The organism is Sphingomonas sp. Leaf357, from assembly GCF_001423845.1.
Taxonomy (GTDB): domain Bacteria; phylum Pseudomonadota; class Alphaproteobacteria; order Sphingomonadales; family Sphingomonadaceae; genus Sphingomonas.
Genome location: NZ_LMPM01000002.1, coordinates 330,498 through 348,753 on the forward strand (window position 1 = coordinate 330,498; position 18,256 = coordinate 348,753).

At 66.6% G+C, this 18,256-nt stretch carries 17 protein-coding genes and 1 riboswitch; of the genes, 8 read left to right on the forward strand and 9 right to left on the reverse strand.

The window, feature by feature from the left end; genetic code table 11:
• Window positions 1-7: 7 nt before the first annotated feature.
• The gene (locus ASG11_RS14585) at window positions 8-2,059 is read left to right on the forward strand and encodes a M3 family metallopeptidase (protein ID WP_055781655.1); all 2,052 of its coding nucleotides are present in this window, start codon (window positions 8-10) and stop codon (window positions 2,057-2,059) included.
• 24 nt (window positions 2,060-2,083) lie between these two features.
• Here ASG11_RS14585 and ASG11_RS14590 read toward each other — a convergent pair whose 3' ends face one another.
• The 7 genes from ASG11_RS14590 to ASG11_RS14620 all read right to left on the reverse strand — a co-directional run bounded on the left by ASG11_RS14590 (window position 2,084) and on the right by ASG11_RS14620 (window position 9,738).
• Window positions 2,084-3,556 carry an amidohydrolase gene (locus tag ASG11_RS14590; RefSeq protein ID WP_055781658.1) on the reverse strand — a complete coding sequence of 491 codons (1,473 nt, stop codon included), beginning with the start codon at window positions 3,554-3,556 and terminating at the stop codon, window positions 2,084-2,086.
• A gap of 79 nt (window positions 3,557-3,635) precedes the next feature.
• Window positions 3,636-4,169, reverse strand: coding sequence for a CcdC protein domain-containing protein (locus ASG11_RS14595; RefSeq protein ID WP_055781661.1), 534 nt, complete (start codon window positions 4,167-4,169; stop codon window positions 3,636-3,638).
• Window positions 4,170-4,185: 16 nt separating this feature from the next.
• Window positions 4,186-5,757: an aminomethyl-transferring glycine dehydrogenase subunit GcvPB gene (gene gcvPB, locus ASG11_RS14600; protein WP_055781664.1), complete on the reverse strand. Its 1,572-nt coding sequence runs from the start codon at window positions 5,755-5,757 to the stop codon at window positions 4,186-4,188.
• Entirely contained in the window at window positions 5,754-7,112 is a 1,359-nt protein-coding gene (gene gcvPA, locus ASG11_RS14605) for an aminomethyl-transferring glycine dehydrogenase subunit GcvPA (protein WP_055781666.1), read from the reverse strand. Before gcvPA ends, gcvPB begins: the two co-directional genes overlap by 4 nt.
• A gap of 109 nt (window positions 7,113-7,221) precedes the next feature.
• Window positions 7,222-7,593 carry a glycine cleavage system protein GcvH gene (gene gcvH, locus ASG11_RS14610; RefSeq protein ID WP_055781670.1) on the reverse strand — a complete coding sequence of 124 codons (372 nt, stop codon included), beginning with the start codon at window positions 7,591-7,593 and terminating at the stop codon, window positions 7,222-7,224.
• A 1-nt stretch (window position 7,594) separates the two neighbouring features.
• Window positions 7,595-8,725 (reverse strand): glycine cleavage system aminomethyltransferase GcvT, encoded by a 1,131-nt coding sequence (gene gcvT, locus ASG11_RS14615; protein WP_055781673.1) that lies wholly within the window; start codon window positions 8,723-8,725, stop codon window positions 7,595-7,597.
• A 160-nt stretch (window positions 8,726-8,885) separates the two neighbouring features.
• Window positions 8,886-8,987, reverse strand: a riboswitch (glycine riboswitch).
• Window positions 8,988-9,072: 85 nt separating this feature from the next.
• Complete coding sequence (locus ASG11_RS14620; protein WP_055781676.1) at window positions 9,073-9,738, reverse strand: hypothetical protein; 666 nt, start codon at window positions 9,736-9,738, stop codon at window positions 9,073-9,075.
• Window positions 9,739-9,852: 114 nt separating this feature from the next.
• Here ASG11_RS14620 and ispH point away from each other — a divergent pair, with 114 nt between their 5' ends.
• Genes ispH through rnhA form a run of 3 tightly spaced genes read left to right on the forward strand, consistent with a single transcriptional unit; the run spans window position 9,853 to window position 12,224 of the window.
• A complete protein-coding gene (gene ispH, locus ASG11_RS14625) occupies window positions 9,853-10,812 on the forward strand; it encodes a 4-hydroxy-3-methylbut-2-enyl diphosphate reductase (RefSeq protein WP_055781678.1) in 960 nt (319 codons plus the stop codon).
• Window positions 10,813-11,766 carry a homoserine kinase gene (gene thrB / locus ASG11_RS14630; protein ID WP_055781681.1) on the forward strand — a complete coding sequence of 318 codons (954 nt, stop codon included), beginning with the start codon at window positions 10,813-10,815 and terminating at the stop codon, window positions 11,764-11,766.
• Window positions 11,763-12,224: a ribonuclease HI gene (gene rnhA, locus ASG11_RS14635; RefSeq protein ID WP_055781685.1), complete on the forward strand. Its 462-nt coding sequence runs from the start codon at window positions 11,763-11,765 to the stop codon at window positions 12,222-12,224. Before thrB ends, rnhA begins: the two co-directional genes overlap by 4 nt.
• A 167-nt stretch (window positions 12,225-12,391) precedes the next feature.
• Here the strand turns inward: rnhA and ASG11_RS14640 are convergent, their stop codons facing one another.
• Both ASG11_RS14640 and ASG11_RS14645 read right to left on the reverse strand, forming a co-directional pair.
• Window positions 12,392-13,477 (reverse strand): NAD(P)/FAD-dependent oxidoreductase, encoded by a 1,086-nt coding sequence (locus ASG11_RS14640; protein ID WP_055781688.1) that lies wholly within the window; start codon window positions 13,475-13,477, stop codon window positions 12,392-12,394.
• The gene (locus ASG11_RS14645) at window positions 13,474-14,433 is read right to left on the reverse strand and encodes an alpha/beta fold hydrolase (protein ID WP_055781691.1); all 960 of its coding nucleotides are present in this window, start codon (window positions 14,431-14,433) and stop codon (window positions 13,474-13,476) included. Before ASG11_RS14645 ends, ASG11_RS14640 begins: the two co-directional genes overlap by 4 nt.
• Window positions 14,434-14,482: 49 nt before the next feature.
• On the opposite strand from ASG11_RS14645, the gene ASG11_RS14650 reads away from it, so the two are divergent.
• Genes ASG11_RS14650 through ASG11_RS14665 form a run of 4 tightly spaced genes read left to right on the forward strand, consistent with a single transcriptional unit; the run spans window position 14,483 to window position 18,255 of the window.
• The gene (locus tag ASG11_RS14650) at window positions 14,483-14,956 is read left to right on the forward strand and encodes an A24 family peptidase (RefSeq protein WP_055781694.1); all 474 of its coding nucleotides are present in this window, start codon (window positions 14,483-14,485) and stop codon (window positions 14,954-14,956) included.
• A gap of 49 nt (window positions 14,957-15,005) precedes the next feature.
• Window positions 15,006-16,043, forward strand: a complete 1,038-nt coding sequence (gene cpaB, locus ASG11_RS14655) for a Flp pilus assembly protein CpaB (RefSeq protein ID WP_055781697.1) — start codon at window positions 15,006-15,008, stop codon at window positions 16,041-16,043.
• The gene (locus ASG11_RS14660) at window positions 16,043-17,614 is read left to right on the forward strand and encodes a type II and III secretion system protein family protein (protein WP_055781699.1); all 1,572 of its coding nucleotides are present in this window, start codon (window positions 16,043-16,045) and stop codon (window positions 17,612-17,614) included. Before cpaB ends, ASG11_RS14660 begins: the two co-directional genes overlap by 1 nt.
• Window positions 17,615-17,637: 23 nt before the next feature.
• Window positions 17,638-18,255 carry a CpaD family pilus assembly protein gene (locus ASG11_RS14665; RefSeq protein WP_330218912.1) on the forward strand — a complete coding sequence of 206 codons (618 nt, stop codon included), beginning with the start codon at window positions 17,638-17,640 and terminating at the stop codon, window positions 18,253-18,255.
• Window position 18,256: the final 1 nt, after the last annotated feature.

An 18,256-nucleotide genomic window follows, 5' to 3' on the forward strand; every position in this document is an offset into this window, starting at 1 on the left:
TTTTCCGATGACCGCCCCCCTGCTCGACCCGCTGTCTTTGCCGCATTTTTCGGAGATCACCCCCGAGGCGATCCTGCCGGCGCTCGATATCGCGATCGCCGAGCATGAGGCGGTGGTGGCGACGCTCACGGCGACTCGGCCGAGCGGATTCGCCGAGGCGTGGCTGCCGTTCGAGCGCGCGGAAAACGCGCTCGACGCCTTGTGGTCGGCGGTATCGCACCTGCACGGCGTCGCCGACACGCCCGAGCTGCGCGCCGCGCATGCCGAGGGGCAGAAGCGGCTGATCGAGAACAGCATGAAGGTGGAGCAGAATCGCGAGCTGTACGACGTGTTCGTCGCGCTGTCCGTGTCGCCCGAATTCGCCGACCTGCCGGTTGCCGACCGCGTCGCGGTGGAACATGCGATCCGCGATTTCACGCTGTCGGGCGTAGCTCTGGACGACGAAACGCGCGCGCGGTTCAGGGACGTCTCGATCGAACTGTCGGGCCTGTCGACCGCGTTCGGCAGCGCCGTCCTAGACGCGACCGAGGCGTGGGACGAGGTGATCACCGACGAGGCGATGCTCGCCGGCATTTCGGACGCCGACAAGGCGATGTTCCGCGCCGCCGCCCAGGCGAAGGGCGTGGAGGGCTGGCGCATCACCCTGCAGCAGCCGAGCGTCGGCGCGATCCTGACCTTCGCGCACGACCGCGATCTGCGCGCGCGCGTGTACCGCGCCAATGCCACGCGCGCGTCGGATCAGGGGCCGAATGCCGGCGCATTCGACAATTCGGGCCGCATCGCCCGCATTCTCGAACTGCGCCACGAGGCCGCCGCGCTGCTCGGCTTCACCGATCCCGTCGCCCGCTCGCTGGCGACCAAGATGGCCCCCAATGCCGGCGAAGTCCTCGCGTTCCTGCGCGATCTCGCGCGGCGCGCCAAGCCCGCCGCCGAGCGCGACCTGGCCGAACTCACCGCCTTCGCCGCCGAGACTCTTGGGATCGACGATCTCCAGCCCTGGGACGTCGCCTTCGCCTCGAACCGGTTGCGGCAGGAGCGCTATGCGATCGACGAGCAGGCCGTGCGCGCCTATTTCCCGGTCGATCGCGTGATGGAAGGCTGGCAGGCGCTGCTCACCCGCCTGTTCGGCATCCGGCTGGTCGAGCGGCACGACGTGGCGCTGGCGCATCCCGACGCGCGCTTCTTCGACGTCATCGACGAGGGCGGCACGGTGGTTTCCGGCCTATATCTCGATCTCCACGCCCGCCCCGGCAAGCGTGGCGGCGCCTGGATGGCGCAGGCCCGCCCGCGCCTGGACGATGGCAATGCGGTGCGCGTGCCGGTCGCCTATCTCGTCTGCAACTTCGCCCCGAAGCCGGCCGACGGTGCGGACGGGGCGGCGCCCGCTCTGCTCAGCCATGACGACGTGACCACGTTGCTGCATGAGACCGGCCACGGCCTCCACCATCTCTTCACTCGTGTGAACCGCCCGTCGATCGCCGGCACCAGCGGGTTCGAATGGGACGCGGTCGAACTGCCGAGCCAGCTGATGGAGGATTTCGCTTGGGACAGGGACGTTCTGACCGGCATGTCCGGCCATTACGAAACCGGCGAACGCCTGCCCGCCGATCTGTTCGATCGGTTGGTGAAGGCGCGGCGGTTCCAGGCCGGGCTGTTCATCGTCCGCCAGGTCGAGTTCGCGCTGTTCGATCTGCTGCTCCATCTCGGCACGATGGGATCCGATCCGATCGAGGTGATCGAGGCGGTGCGCGACGAGGTGGCGGTGATCCGCCCGCCGGCGTGGAACCGCTTCCCGCATGCCTTCGGCCACATCTTTTCCGGCGGCTATGCGGCGGGCTATTACAGCTACCTATGGGCCGAACTGCTCGCCGCCGACGGGTTCATGGCGTTCGCCGAGGCCGGGCTGGTCGATCGCGGGACCGGTGATCGTTTCCGCGACGAAGTGCTCTCGCGCGGCGCGACCCGGCCGGCCGCCGACAGCTTCCGGGCCTTTCGCGGCCGCGACGCCGATCCGACGGCCATGCTGCGCCGGCATGGTCTGGCCGAGATCGAAGCGTGATGCCCGGTTGATCGCTCGCGGGCGTCAATCGCCGGACTTGCCGTTCTTCCGATAATCGAGCGCGGGGGCCATGTCGCCGAGCAATGGGCGATAGACGAAATCGGCGCCCCGCCTCCGGTCCAGCTCGGCCTTGGCCGCCGCGATCGTGTCGGGGGCCGAGAACAGATCGGCGGCGGTGAGCGCCAGCGTCTTGGCCGCGACCTCCGCCCCCTTCAGGCCGATCTCCATGCCGTCCGCCGCCACCGCCTGCCAGCTGTGCGCGGGCGTGCCCGGCACCCAGGCGGCGGCGACCATGCCCGCGGTCGGCGTCGTATAGCTGACATCGCCAACATCGGTCGACGCATAGCCGATCTCGCCCGACGAATATGGCAGGATATCGGTGGACGCGGGGGGCGCCTTGCCGCCGGTCGGCAGCGTCGCGCGCAACTTGGCGGCGAACGCCTCGTCCTGCGCGCTGTACTGCACGCCGCCGACGCGCTGCAGATTTTCGTACATTATCTTGCCCAGCGTATCGTTGGGCAGCAGATCGAACGTGCCGCCGACCTGCGAGAATTTCACCGTCGTGCCGGTGCCGAGCGCCGCGCCCTCGGCCGCCTTCTTCACCCGCTCCATGATCTCGGCGACGGTCTTCTGGCTGGGATGGCGGACGTAATAATAGACTTCGGCGGTGGCCGGCGTGACGTTGGGAGCCTTGCCGCCATCGGTGATGACATAATGGATGCGCGTTTCCTGCGGCACGCGCTGGCGCATCATATTGACCATCATATCCATCGCCTCGACCCCCTCCAGCGCGGATCGCCCGCGCTCCGGCGCGGCGGCGGCGTGGCTGGCGATGCCGGTGAAGCGGAATTTGCCGCTCATATTGGCCAGGCTCGTGCCCTGCGACGCGGAATTGCGGTCGGCTGCATGCCAGTGCAGCATCGAATCGACATCCTTGGTCAGCCCGGCGCGGACCAGGAAGACCTTGCCCGATCCGCCTTCCTCCGCCGGCGCGCCGTACAGGCGCAATTCGCCCTGCACCTTGTTCGCGACCATCCATGTCTTGACCGCGATCGCGGCGGACACCGAGGCCGCGCCGAACAGATTGTGACCGCAGGCATGGCCGGCCACCTGCCCGTCGATCGGCGAGAGTTCGGGCACCGCCTGTTGCGCGAGACCGGGCAGCGCATCGAATTCGGCAAGAATGCCGATCACCGGCCCGGTGCCGTTGCGGAAACGTGCGATGAACGCGGTCGGCATGCCGGCAACGCCGGCCTCGACCGTGAAACCGGCGGCTTTCAGCTGTTGCTGGAGCAGAGCCGAACTCTTCGTTTCCTGAAAGCCGACCTCGGCGAACTTCCAGATCTCGAGCGCGGCCTTGTCCATCTGCGTCTTGCCCGCCGCGACGTTGGCGAGGATCGCGGTGCGATCCGCCTCGGTCAACGGCTTGGCCCCCGCGGACGACGTGCTCAGGAACGCGATCGTAGCGGCGGCGGACAGAAATGTGCGGTTCGTCATGGTCGTTCCTCCCCAATCAATGCCCCCGCGCGCACGACGCACGACCTTCGATTTGCGGGCCCGCCGGAGATCGGCCCCCTCAAGCCGCGCGAACGCCCTTCGCCTCGTCGAGCAGGCGCTTCGCGCGGAGGTACATTTCCAGGCGGGTGGCGGAGAAAAGCCCCAAGGCCAGCGCGATAAGCACGTCGGTGACGACCATCGCGTTGAGATGGAAGCCGTATCCCCCGCCTTCGGCCAGCACGCCCCGGGCCGCCATGCGCACCACGATCAGCACGACGATGAACAGGAAGGCGGCCGGCGATGCCTTCTGGTTCAGCATATGCGTCTGGGGATCGACATGGATCTCCATCAGCTTGCCGCGCTGCCAGCCGATCCCCGCCCCGACAAGCAACGCCGCCGCGCACACCGCCCAGGCGATCCCGGTCGGCGGGAATTCGTAGAACATGATGCCAGCGAACAGCAGGTAGATCGCGGGCACGATCCACAGCGTTTCCAGCCGCAGCCGGCGCATCTTGCGCATTCCGCGCAGCCGCAGCGCGAGGACGATCGTCACGATCACCGCGGTGATCGCATACTGAATCCACTGGTTGGGCTGGACGGCGTGGACCTGCATGCGACTTCCCCTTTGCCTATTCGGCTGCCTCGGCGAGCACCGGATCCTTCCATACCAGAACAGGCTTGCGCGCCGCTAGCGTCTCGTCGAGCCGTGAGCGGGGGGCGAAGTGCGGCGCCGATTTCAGCGCCACGTCGCCCGCCTTGGCGCGTTCCGCCACCGAGCGCAGCGCGCCGATGAACTGGTCGAGCGCCGCCTTGCTCTCGGTCTCGGTCGGCTCGATCAGCATTGCGCCGTGCACGACCAAGGGGAAATACATCGTCATCGGATGATACCCCTCGTCGATCAGCCCCTTGGCGACGTCAATCGTCGAGAAGCCCTCGGCAAGGTTCTCGTCGCTGAACAGCGCTTCGTGCATGCACGGACCCGACGGGCCGAACGGCGCGACCAAGGTCTTGTCGAGCGAGCGCAGGATATAGTTCGCGTTGAGCACCGCATCCTCGGCGACCTGACGCAGGCCGTCCGCGCCGTGGCTGAGGATATAGGTGAGCGCGCGCGTGAACATGCCCATCTGGCCGTTGAACGCGGTCATCCGGCCGAAACTGTCGGGATGACGATCGTCGACGGTTTCTTCCTCGACCAGCGTGATATGGCCATCGGCGTGACGTTCGGTGAACGGCAGCGGGCCGAACGGCGCCAGCGCTTCGGACAGCACGACCGGACCCGAACCCGGACCACCACCGCCGTGCGGGGTGGAGAAGGTCTTGTGCAGGTTGATGTGCATCGCATCGATGCCGAGATCGCCCGGCCGCACGCGCCCGACGATCGCGTTGAAGTTCGCGCCGTCGCAATAGACGTAGCCGCCGGCGGCATGGACCGCATCGGAGATCGCCTTCATGTCGCGCTCGAACAGGCCGCAGGTATTGGGGTTGGTGATCATCACCGCCGCGACATCCGGTCCGAGCCGGCTCTTCAGCGCATCGAGATCGACCCGACCTTCGGCGGTCGCCGGAATGTCCTCCACCTTGAAACCGGCGAACGCCGCCGTCGCGGGATTGGTGCCGTGCGCGCTTTCCGGCACCAGCACGACCTTGCGGTGCCCCTCGCCACGCTTTTCCAGCGCCGCCTTGATGCATAATATCCCGCACAACTCGCCATGCGCGCCGGCCTTCGGCGTCATCGCCACACCGTACATCCCGGTCAGCTCGATCAACCACACCGCAAGCTCATTGATCACCCCCAGCGCGCCCTGCACGGTATCGACGGGGGCGAGAGGGTGAACGTCGGCGAAGCCGGGCAGCCGCGCCATTTTCTCGTTCAGACGCGGATTGTGCTTCATCGTGCAGCTGCCGAGCGGGAAGAAGCCCAGGTCGATGCCGTAATTCTGGCGGCTGAGGCGCGTATAGTGGCGCACCGTTTCGGGTTCGGACAGGCCCGGCAGGCCGATCGCGGTGGTGCGCGCCAATTCGCCGAGACGCGATTGCACCTTGGCCGGGGCGGCGACCTCGACGCCGGTGGTGGTCGTGTCGCCGATCTCGAAGATCAGCGCCTCTTCCAGCATCAACGCCTTATTGCCGGTGAAGGTCGGGGCAGCGGATGTCCCCTGCTGTGGCGCTTCGGGGCGCCAGCCGCTCGCGTTGATGCTCATGCCAGAACCTCCTGCAATGCCGTCGCCAGCGCCTCGACATCCTCTGCCGTCGTCGTTTCCGTGACGGCGACCACCAACCCGTTCGCCAGCGCATCGTCGCCAGGATACAGGCGGCCGAGCGACACGCCGGCCAGAATGCCCTTGTCGGCCAGCGCCCGCACGATCGGGCGTGCCTCCTGCGACAGCTTGAGCGTGAACTCGTTGAAGAACACCGGCGTCACCAGTTCGACGCCCGGCACCTGAACCAGCCGTTCGGCGGCGGCGACCGCGCCGGCATGGTTGGTCTCGGCCAAGGCGCGCAGGCCCGCCTCGCCGAGCAACGTCATGTGGATCGAGAAGGCCAAAGCGCACAGGCCGCTATTGGTGCAGATGTTGGACGTCGCCTTCTCGCGCCGGATATGCTGTTCGCGTGTCGAGAGCGTCAGCACGAAGCCGCGCCGCCCGTCGGCATCCTGGGTCTCGCCGCACAACCGTCCCGGCATCTGGCGGACGTACTTCTCCTTGCAGCCGAACAGGCCGACATAAGGGCCGCCGAACTGCAGCCCGACGCCGATCGACTGGCCTTCGCCGACGACGATGTCCGCGCCCATTTCGCCGGGCGAACGGATCGCGCCCAAGGCCACCGGCTCGGTGACGACGGCGATCAGCAGCGCCTTCTTCGCCTGGCACGCGGCAGCGAGTTCGGAAAGGTCGGCGATGCGGCCCAGAATGTCGGGATATTGCACCACGACGCACGACGTATCGCCGTCGATCGCCGCGATCAGATCGGCGATGTCGCCTTCCGGTGCCAAGTGCGGCGCGGCGGTTTCCAGCACGTCGCCGGTGAACTTCGCCATCGTCTTCGCGACCGACACGTAATGCGGGTGCAGGCCGGACGAGAGGATCGCCTTGGCCCGCTTGGTCACACGCCGCGCCATGCCGATCGCCTCCCAGCATGCGGTCGACCCGTCGTACATCGATGCGTTCGCCACGTCCGTACCGAGCAGGCGCGCGACCTGGGTCTGGAATTCGAACAGCATCTGCAGCGTGCCCTGCGCGATTTCCGGCTGATACGGCGTGTAGGCGGTGAGGAATTCGCCGCGCTGGATCAGGTGGTCGACGCTGGCCGGCACGTGATGCTTGTACGCGCCGCAACCGAGGAAGAACGGGCCGTCGCTGGCGGCGACGTTCTTGCGCGCAAGCGCGGTCATGTGCCGTTCGACCGCCAGTTCGCTCGCGTGCATCGGCAGGCCGTGGATCGGCCCGTCGAGCCGCGCGATCTCGGGCACGTCGACGAAAAGGTTATCGATCGAGGACGCGCCGATCACGGCGAGCATCTCGGTACGGTCTTGGGACGTCAGGGGCAGGTAGCGCATGGGAATTCCCGTCGCCCCGGCGGAGGCCGGGGCCGATTGGGTAAGGCACGCGGCTGACGTTGCGAGCGACAACGTAGCGGCCCCGGCCTCCGCCGGGGCGACGCGCTAACTACAGCTTCGCGACGAACGCCGCGTAGGCGGTCTCGTCCATCAGGCTTTCCAGTTCGCTCGGGTCGCTCAGCGTGATCTTGTAGAACCAGCCGTCGCCTTCCGGATCCTCGTTGACCAGCCCCGGCGTTTCGGTGAGTTCGCCATTGCTCTCGACCACGGTGCCGCTGGCCGGCGAATAGACGTCGGAGGCGGCCTTGACCGATTCGACCACAGCGGCTTCGTCGCCCTTGGTCAGTTCCTTGCCGTCCTCGGGCACGTCGACGAACACGATGTCGCCGAGCTGGCCTTGCGCGTACTCGCTGATCCCGACGGTGCCGACGTCGCCATCGACGTCGATCCATTCATGGTCTTCGGTGAAATAGCGGCTCATTTCACTTGGCTCCTCTAACGTAACGATGGGGAATGAAGGGCATGGCGGTGACGGTGCCGATATGGACCTTGCCGCGCTGCGCGATCTGGATGACAGTGCCGATCTCGGCCATCGCCAGCGGAACATAGGCCATCGCGATCGGCGCGCCGAGGCTGGGGGCGAACCCGCCCGAGGTGATCTTGCCGACCTCGGATCCGTCCCGGTCGACCACCGCCGCGCCCTCGCGCACCGGCTGGCGACCGTCGATGACGAGGCCGACGCGCCTGGTGATCGCGCCGCTCTCGCGTTCCATCAGAATGCGCGCGGCACCGGGAAAATTGGCCTCCTCGCGGCGGCGCTTGCTGGCGACCGCAAAGTTCAGGGCGGCCATGATCGGCGTCGTCTCGGGATCGAGATCGTGGCCGTAGAGCGGCAGATCCGCCTCGAGCCGCAGCGAATCGCGCGCACCGAGCCCGATCGGCTTCACTTCCGGCTCCGCGCACAGCGCATCGACGAAATCCGTCACGTCCTCCGCCGGAATCGAAATCTCGAACCCGTCCTCGCCGGTATAGCCCGATCGGCTGATCCAGATCGACTGGTGCCGCCAGGTGAAGCGCCCGCCGGTCATGAACACCAGCGCCTCGACCCCCGGCACGAGCCGCGACAGCGCGTCGACCGCCTTCGGACCCTGCAGCGCGAGCAGCGCCTGATCGGCCATGTGGTTGATTGTGATGTCGTCGGGCAGATGATCGAGCAGATGCGTGATGTCGTCATACTTCACCGCGCCGTTGACGACCATGTAAAGGCCGTCTTCCCAGCGCGTGAACATCAGATCGTCGAGGATACCGCCATTGTCCGCGAGCAGCAGCGAATATTTCTGCGCGTTGAGCTTCAGGCTCTTCACATCCGCCGGGATCAGCGCCTCGAGCGCCGCGTCCAGCCCTTCGCCCGACAAGTAAAGCTGACCCATGTGGGATACGTCGAACAGTCCGGCATTCTCGCGCACCCACAGATGCTCGGCCATGATGCCTTCGTACTGGACCGGCATCTCATAGCCCGCGAACGGCACCATGCGGCCACCCCGCGCGCGATGCCACGCATCCAGCGGCAGCAACTGGTTCTCGATTTCGGGGCCTTCTTCCTGCTCGCTCACTATCGGTCTCCGTCCGGGGTGCAACGATTCGCCGGCGCTGGTGCGCCACGGTTCGCTGCCCCCTCTGTCACGGAACCTGAGAGCTTTGACCACGCTTTTGCCGCGCGGCTTACCCCTTCGGTGGCTCCCACTGTCGCGGGAACGCTTTCCAGAGTGTCGTCAGCCCTGCGCGGTCCGGTTGCCTGAGAGATTCCGGGGCGGTTGCTCCTTCGGCGGCGGGCCGAACCTGAAAGGTTCGCCCGCGCTCTCCCGCGCAGTGCCTATGCCGGTCACCCGCCATCGACGCGTCCGATGTGACGCGCCGCAGCAAACGAGTCAATCCGTTTGCAGAGCGGTGCCGGAGCGGATCAACGCGTGGCGTTATATTTCAGCTGATCGTCGGTGAGCTGGAAGCCGACCAGCGCCTCGAAGCTCGCGCTCTTCACCGCCTGGCGGATATCCGGGCGGGACAGCGGATCGACCGCGGCATCGTCGTCGCCGGCCTTGCGCTTCTCGGTCAGCTTCTTGCGGATGTCGTCCGGCAGGGTCGCGGCGGCGCGCGAGATGTTGGTGCTCGCCTGCCCATTGGTCGAGGCGCGGGTCTGTCCGGCGTCGAAATGGATCGTCACGCGCCCGATGCGCTTGGCCGTCACCGCCGTGCCGCCGCGCACGATGGCGATGAAATAGGGCAAGGTCACGTCGCGCGCGGCCGAAGCGTTGATGCGGCTGGCGCGGATGTCGAAGGTGACGTTGGTCTGGATGTCGGCACCCTCCTCGTTGCAGGTCGAGCGTACGTTGGTCATCAGCGCGGTCACATCGATCGCCGCCGCGTCGCGGCTGGCCGGGGGATCGAACAAGGTGATGTCGCCGGTCGAGGCCGGAACGCCGACGCTGGGGCAGGCCGAGCGCACGGCGGTGATGCCGACACCGCCCGCCAGATCGATCTCGCCCTTCTTGGCGCACCCGCCGAGCAACGCCGCGAGGCCGGCCGCCAAAAGGATCGGGGCGAAGGAATTCCGGGCTGTCACGCGCATACGCTCCTTACTCAATGGGATGGGCCGGACGCCGAAAATGTCGGCCAGCCTGGAATGGCGCGCACCATAGGAACCGGCTTTCGCCCGTGCAAGCAATCGCGTAGGGCAAGCGCCATGGGAATCGCCGCAAAACCACCGCTCGAACTGCTGATCGCCGCGCCGCGTGGCTTCTGTGCGGGCGTGGACCGCGCGATCCGGATCGTCGAACTGGCGATCGAGAAGCACGGCGCGCCGGTCTATGTCCGGCATGAGATCGTGCACAACAAATATGTCGTGGATACGCTGCGCGCGCAGGGCGCGATCTTCGTGGAGGAACTGAGCGAGGTGCCCGAAGGCGTGCCGGTGGTGTTCTCCGCCCACGGCGTGCCCAAATCGGTTCCGGCGGCGGCCCAGGATCGCGGGCTGACCTATCTCGACGCGACCTGCCCGCTCGTCTCGAAGGTGCATCGCCAGGCCGAACGGCTGGTGGCGCAGGGCAAGCACATCGTGTTCATCGGCCATGCCGGTCATCCGGAAGTGATCGGCACCTTCGGCCAAGTGCCGCCGGGCGCGATGACGCTGATCGAAACGGCAGCCGATGCCGAGGCGTTCATGCCCGCCGACCCCGACAACATCGCCTTCCTGACCCAGACGACCCTGTCGGTGGACGACACCGCCGAAGTGGTCGCCACGCTGCAGCGGCGCTTCGCGGCGATCCAGGCACCACGGCCGGACGACATCTGCTACGCCACATCGAACCGCCAGACCGCCGTGAAGGCGATCGCCGCGATGTGCGACGCGATGCTGGTGATCGGCGCGCCCAATTCGTCCAACTCCGTTCGCCTCGTCGAAGTTGCGGAGCGCGAAGGCACGCGGGCGGTGCTGATCCAGCGCGCGGATGCGCTCGATCTGGCGTTTCTGGACGGGGTGCGGACGCTCGGCATCACCGCCGGTGCCTCGGCTCCCGAAGTGCTGGTGCGCGAAGTGGTCGCGCGATTGTCCGAGCATTTCGAGGTCAGCGAGCGCGAGGTGGAAACCAACCGCGAGACCGTCTCCTTCAAACTGCCCCGCGGCCTCGAAGCCGCCGCTGCCTGAGTGGCCGTCTACACGCACGTTTCGGCCGAGGCATTGGCCGGTTTCCTCATGCGTTACGACGTCGGCGAGCTGATCTCGGCCAAGGGCATCGCCGAGGGGGTCGAGAACAGCAACTATCTGGTCGATACGACTAAGGGCCGTTTCATCCTGACGCTGTACGAGAAGCGCGTCGATGCCGAGGATCTGCCGTTCTTCTTCGCGATGCTCGATCATCTGGCGGAGCGCGGGAACCCCGTACCGCCCGCGATCAAGGATCGCGAAGGCGTGACGATCCAGACGCTGGAAGGCCGGGCGGCGTGCCTGATCCAGTTCCTGCCGGGAGTTTCCCTGTCGCATCCGACGGCGGTACAGGCGCTGTCCTCCGGCAAAGCGCTGGGGCGGATGCACGAATCGCTCAAGGATTTTGCGCCGACCCGCCCGAACTCGATGGGCGTCGACACCTGGCGGCCATTGTATGAACGCTGCGGCCATAGCCTGAACCAGATCGCGCCCGGCCTGTACGACGATCTCGGCCGCGCCCTCGATTCCGTTGTCGGTCGCTGGGATGCGAGCGCGTTCGACGTGTCCGTGATCCACGCCGATCTGTTCCCGGACAACGTGCTGATGCGCGGTGACGAGGTGGGCGGGCTGATCGACTTCTATTTCGCATGCAGCGACATCCGGGTCTACGATCTGGCGATCATGCACAGCGCCTGGGCGTTCGATGCGACTGGCCGGACCTACGATCCGGCGGTCGGCGATGCGCTGATCTCGGGCTACGAAACCCATTTTCCGCTGAGCCATTTCGAACGCACGCAATTCCCATTGCTCGCCAGCGGATCGTGCCTGCGCTTCGCCTTGTCGCGCGCATGGGATTGGCTGAACACGCCGGCCGATGCGCTGGTGACCCGCAAGGATCCGCTCGCCTACTGGCGGCGGCTAGCCCATTACGCTCCGGATCTCGCCAACACATGACCGAGCCGACCAAAGAAATGTCGCGCGTGGAGATCGCCACCGATGGCGCGTGCAAGGGCAATCCCGGCCCCGGCGGCTGGGGCGCGCTGGTCCGTTCCGGTGCCGCGGAGAAGGAATTGTCGGGCGGCGAGAAGCTGACGACCAACAATCGCATGGAGCTGACCGCGGCGATCGAAGGGCTGAATGCGCTGAAGCGACCCTGCCGCGTCACGTTGTCGACCGACAGCCGTTATGTGATGGATGGCCTGACCAAGTGGATCAAGGGCTGGCAGAAGAATGGCTGGAAGACCGCCGCGAAACAGCCGGTAAAGAATGCCGATCTGTGGCAGGCTTTGCTCGACGCGGCCAAGCCGCACCGGATCGAGTGGGTGTGGGTCAAGGGTCATGCCGGACACCCGGACAACGAGCGCGTCGACAAACTGGCGAGCGATGCCGCGGTGATGGCGGGGCGCAGCTAGATTCTCTCCGAACCCGGAAGGATCAGAGCATTATGATGTGAGGTCGAACCATCGCCCTTCCGTTCGTCCTGAGCTTGTCGAAGGACGTGTTCTAGGGACAGCCGGAGCGTGTGGAACACGTCCTTCGAAAGGCTCAGCACGAACGGTACTTTTGAAATTATCACGCTCTAGAATCGCGTCGGCGCGTAGACGGCGGGATCGATCGCGGCCACGCTTTCGTCCGGCGTGACGCCCAATAGCAACGCCGCAGCCAGCTCCGCCGCAGCGGGAGCGGTCTGGATGCCGAAGCCGCCCTGCCCCGCGCACCAGAAAAAACCCGGCACGTGAGCATCGAAGCCGTAGACGGGAAGGCGATCGGGCGCGAAGCTGCGCAGTCCGGCCCAGCGCCGCTCGACCGCCGTCACGCGCCAATCCACCACGTGTTCGAACCGATCGATGCCGATCGCGACGTCCAGCTCCTCGGGCTGCACGTCGTGCGGATCGACCGGCGTCTCGTCGTGCGGGCTGAGCCATAGCCGTCCGCCCGCTTCAGGCTTGAAATAGAAATTGCCCGAAATGTCCGCGACGTGCGGCAAGCCCTCGTGCGAAGGCGGATCGGTCCGAAGTTGCACGACTGTGCGCCGATAGGGCTGGATGCCGATCGGCGCCGCGCCGGCGACCCGCGCGATCGAATCGGCCCAGGCGCCGGCCGCATCGACGACGACGGCCGCTTCGAACATGCCCGCCTCGGTATCGAGTCGCCACGCGCCGCCGACCCGCTCCGCCGCGCGCAGCCCGGCTTGCGTCACCAGAGTTACGCCGGTCCGCTTGGCTCTTGCGAGGCAATCGGCGTGCAGGGCCGCGACATCGATATAGGCGCTGCTCGCCTCCATCACTCCGAGCGTCCAATCGGGCCGCAGTCCCGGCACCAGCGCTGCCGGATCGACCGAGTTCAGCACTACCCCCGTGCCGGCGAACTCGGCGAGAAATTCATCGATCTTCGCCGTATCCTCGGCGCGACCGATATGCAGCGATCCCAAAGGCTGCAGGAAGCCGCCATCGCGCAACGCCGGCCCAGAGGCGGTGGTCAGCGGCTGCACGCCTGGCCCGCCATAGCTTTCCGACCAGAATGCCGCCGAACGTCCGGTCGCGTGATAGCCGGGCAGATCCTCAGCCTCGAGCAACAGCACCGAGGCGCGGGGCCCGATCGCAGCAGCGAGGCTCGCACCGGCGATACCGGCCCCGACGATCGCGATATCGTAACGTCCGCTCAACGAGGCGGCGCTTGCGAAGCGAGGAATCGGTCGATTGCGGCAAGCGCCTCGTCGCGCACCCCGTCTGCTTCGCGAAGGATTTCGTGCGCCGACTCATTGCCGAAACGCACGACTTCGGCAGCGGGCAGCTTGCTCGCGACGGACAAAGCAGCCTTGGGATCGACCAGTTGGTCCGCATCCGCGACGATCATCAGGGTCGGCACACGCATCTGTGCGAGGCGGGGATCGGCGCGCTGGATGCGGGTCGAGGCAAATCCCTCGACCAGCCACTTCCAGCTCGGCGGGCCGAGCACGATCTCCGGCTTGGTCTGCTGCCAGTATATCTCGTCGGCATAGCGATCGGCGTCGTGCGTCAGCAGCGATTCCCGCGTGCTCGTCGTGGCGGGACGCTCGTTACCCTTCCACGCCGCCCGCGCGGGGTTGCCGAGGCCGCTCACGATCCGCGCCAGCCGCTCCCCCGCCCGGGCCCCGACGGGAGAATGCAGCCCCAGCATCGGCGCGATCAACACGGCGGCATTCGGGGTCGCTACGCCTTCCGTCATAGCTCGGAGCACGAGATGTCCGCCCATCGAATGGCCCATCAGCACATGCGGCCCCGGCGTCGCGGCGGCCCATGCCGGCCAGAAAGCGGCGAAATCGGCAATGTACGTCGCGAAATCCTCGACGTGACCGACATGGGGGTCGGGCGACAGCCGCCCGGAGCCGCCCTGCCCGCGCCAGTCCAGCGCGCTGACCGACCAGCCGGCATCGTGCCAGTGCGCGAAGGTCTCGAGATATTTTTCGAAGATATCGCCCCGCCCGGTCTGGAACAGGATCGACCCACGCCCGGACCCGGACGCTGCCCCGGTCGCCGGCCAGTCGAACCGCCGCAGCGCCCAGCCGTCGGGTGCGCGCCACGATGTGATCGCGGCATCGGCGGGAATCTCGCGACGATAATGAGCAGGGGCAAAAGGCATCGGGCGATGGTTACTTTTTGGAAAGGCCGATAGTCTAGGAAATTCCCCTATGGGCTGGGGAAATCCGACGACGTTGCTGCTGGGCGCTTTGGTGCTCCTTCTGGTTTCCGCCGGAATCCAGGACGCGCGGGTCCGCGAGATCGCCAACTGGAAGAACGCCGCCATCGCCCTGCTCGCGCCCCTGTGGTGGTGGGCGAACGGTCTGCAGATGTGGCCGGACATCGTCGTCCAATTGGGCGTCGCCTTCACCGTCTTCGGCCTGTTCTGCGTCGCGTTCCATTTCGGCTGGATGGGTGGCGGCGACGTGAAGATGATCGGCGCGTTGGCGCTGTGGTTTCCGTTCGTCGCCTTGTCTTCGCTGCTGATCGTTATGTCGCTGATCGGCGGCGCGCTGACGATTCTGATGATGATCGAACAAAAACTGCAGAAAAAGTCCGGCGGTATCGAAATTCCTTACGGTGTGGCGATCGCGATCGCCGCTTTATTCGCCATTCGCGAACCGATTTTTAACCAATTTACGTGATTGATTAACGCGGGATCAACCGATCCGCGTCCGAGAGGTACGAAGCGTCATGGATACCCGTAAGATCGTCCTGCTGGTGGGTGCGCTGTTTGTAGCAGCCCTTACCGCATTCATGGCCAGGAGCCTGATCTCCGGCAGCGCCACGCCCCAGGCGGGCGCCGCGGTGGTGGCAGGCGTTCCGGTCGATGGCCCCGAAGTGCTCGTCGCCACCCGCGCCTTGCCGGTCGGCACGATCCTGGATGCCACCGCGCTGAAGTTTCAGCCATGGCCGAAGGATCTCGTCGAGAACGCTTATTATCTGAAGGCGGGCACCGACCTGAAGTCGTTGCAGGGCACCGTGGTCCGCGCCGCGATCACGGCGGGTCAGCCGCTGACGCAGGGCTCGCTGGTCAAGCCGGGCGATCGCGGCTTCCTCGCCGCAGCGCTCGGGCCGGGCATGCGCGCGGTGACGATCCCGATTTCGTCGCAGGCCGGCGTCGCCGGCTTCGTCTTCCCGGGCGACCGCATCGACCTGATCCTGACGCAGACGGTGGCTGGCGGCGGCGATGGCCCCCCGCTCAAGGCATCCGAGACGATCATGCGCAACCTGCGCGTCCTGGCGACCGACCAGCGCACCGACAATACGGTCGGCGAAGACGGCAAGACGGTGGTGCGCGGCTTTTCCAACGTGACGATCGAGGCTTCGCCCTCGCTCGCCGAACGGATCGCCGTCGCCCAGACGCTGGGCACGCTCTCGCTGTCGCTCCGGTCGATCGCCGACAACTCGTCGGAACTCGAACAGGCGATCGCCAACGGCGATATCAAGGTGCCCGAGGGTAACGACCCCAAGGCCGAGAAGGCCATGTTCGCGAAGCTGGCGAGCCAGCCGGCAACCGGCAACAACACCTTCGCCGTCGGCGGCGACGTGTCGCGCTTCCAGCGCCGCACCGTGCCCGGCAAGAGCGTCAGCATGCCGGAAACGCCGAGCGGGGCACCAGTCCCGGTGGCAGCCGGCACATATCCCGGGGCAGCGGTTTCGACCGGGCCGATGGTGCGCATCGCGCGCGGTAATTCTGTGACCGAAGTTCCGGTCGGGGGGAAGAAGTGATGCGTTTCGTCAACACGCCGATCGGCTGGCCGCTGGCCGCCGCGATGATGGCGGCCACCATGGCCGGCACGGCATCGCAGGCACCGGCCCAGAGCACTGCCGGCACACCGGTCCTTCAGGTCAATACCGGCCGTGGCCGTCTGATCACCCTGCCCCGCCCGATCACCGACATCTTCGTCGCCAGCGATGCGATCGCCGATGTGCAAGTGAAGTCTCCGACACAGATCTACGTGTTCGGCAAAGGGCCCGGCGAGACGACCATCTCGGCGACCGGCAAGGGCGGCGTCGTCGTTTATTCCGCCACCGTGCGGGTGGGCAACAATTTCGACTCGATCCAGCAGATGCTGAACCTGGCGATGCCGGAAGCGCAGATCACCGCGACGCCGATGAATGGCCTGGTCCTGCTCACCGGCGTCGTCCTGTCCCCCTCCGATGCGGAAGAGGCCGCGCGTCTCGTCCAGGCCTATGTCGGCGACGCGACCAAGGTCCTCAGTCACCTCAAGACCGCGACACCGCTGCAGGTGAATCTCCAGGTCAAGTTCGCCGAAGTCAGCCGCAGTTTCATCAAGAACATCGGTGTGCGACTGAACACGAGCGATGGTCTGGGCGCGACCTCCGCAAGCCCCACTGTCCCGCTGACGACCGGTACGATCGTGCAGTCCAACTCCGGCAATGCCGGCACGATCACCTACGCGATCGATCCGTCGACCGGACAGGCATATAAGTCCTCGACCCTGGCGACGGGCGCGTTCCGCTCGACGCTCGGTCTGGCCGGGCGCGCACTGGGGACCAATTTCCTCGCCGCGCTCGATCTCGGCGAAACCGTCGGTCAGGTGTCCACGCTGGCCACGCCGAACCTCACCGCGATGTCGGGCGAGACCGGCACCTTCTTGGTTGGGGGCGAAGTCCCCATTTTGATCAGCCAGGGGCAAGGGGCCGTGTCGGTAGAATATAAACCCTACGGCATCAGCCTGACCTATACCCCGACGGTGCTGGCCGACGGCCGGATCTCGCTGCGCCTGCGCGCCGAAGTGTCGCAGTTGACCGCCGCCGGTTCGGTACAGCTCAACAACACCGTCATACAGGGCATCAGCACGCGGCGCACGGAAACGACGATCGAGCTCGGCTCCGGCCAGAGCTTCATGACCGCCGGCCTGCTGCAAAACGATCATAACAATTCGATCGAGAAGACCCCCGGTCTCGGCGACGTGCCCGTCCTCGGCGCGCTGTTCCGATCGAACGGCTTCAGGCGCAACGAGACCGAACTCGTCATCGTCGTTACCCCGTATCTGGTGAAACCGGTCAACGCGAACGACATCGTCCTGCCGACCGACGGCTATCAGGCACCGACCGATCTGGAACGCGTGCTGCTCGGCAAACTTGGCGGCGGCGTCTCCGGCGGCAGCCGGCCGAAGCCGAGCATGGCCGCGCCGGAAACGGCGACGCCGGCGCTCGGCGCGGTCGCGCCCGCGCTGCCCGCTCCCAAGGCCGACGTCCGCCGCGAGGAAAAGGCCGAGCCGCCGAAATCGAAGAAGGGCGCGACCCCCGCGCCCGGCTTCTCGTTCAATTGATCGTTCAGGCAGGAAGAAGCCCCATGTTCATGCCCAACTTCACGCGTAGCATCCTGATCGCGTCCGCCCTGGCCCCGGCTTTGCTGCTCGGCGCGTGCGGCACGGAAAATCGCGGCCTCGAACCTGTGCACCAGCCGGTCGTCGCCCGCACCGATTATGTGTTCGACGTCGGCACCACGGGCAACCGCCTCGCGCCCGGAGAGAGCCAGCGGCTTGCCGGCTGGATGGCGGGCCTGCGCCTCGGCTATGGCGACCACGTATCGGTCGACGACCCGGCCGGCGCCAGCAACGGCGTGCGCGACGACGTACAGACGCAGCTTTCGCGTTACGGCCTGCTGGTCGCCGACACTGCCCCGCCGACCAACGCACCGATCGCGCCCGGCATGGTGCGCATCGTGGTCAGCCGCATGAAGGCGACGGTGCCGGGATGCCCGGATTACAGCCGCGTCTCGGGCATCGAGTTCGACAGCAACACGTCGTCCAACCATGGCTGCGGAATCAATTCGAACCTCGCCAGCATGGTCGCCAACCCGGCGGATCTCGTGCTGGGCCAGCCCGGCGCGGACGCTACCGATACGGCCATCGCGGCCAAGGCGGTCGACGTGTATCGCAAGGCCGCACCGGGCAAGGGAAGCAAATAAG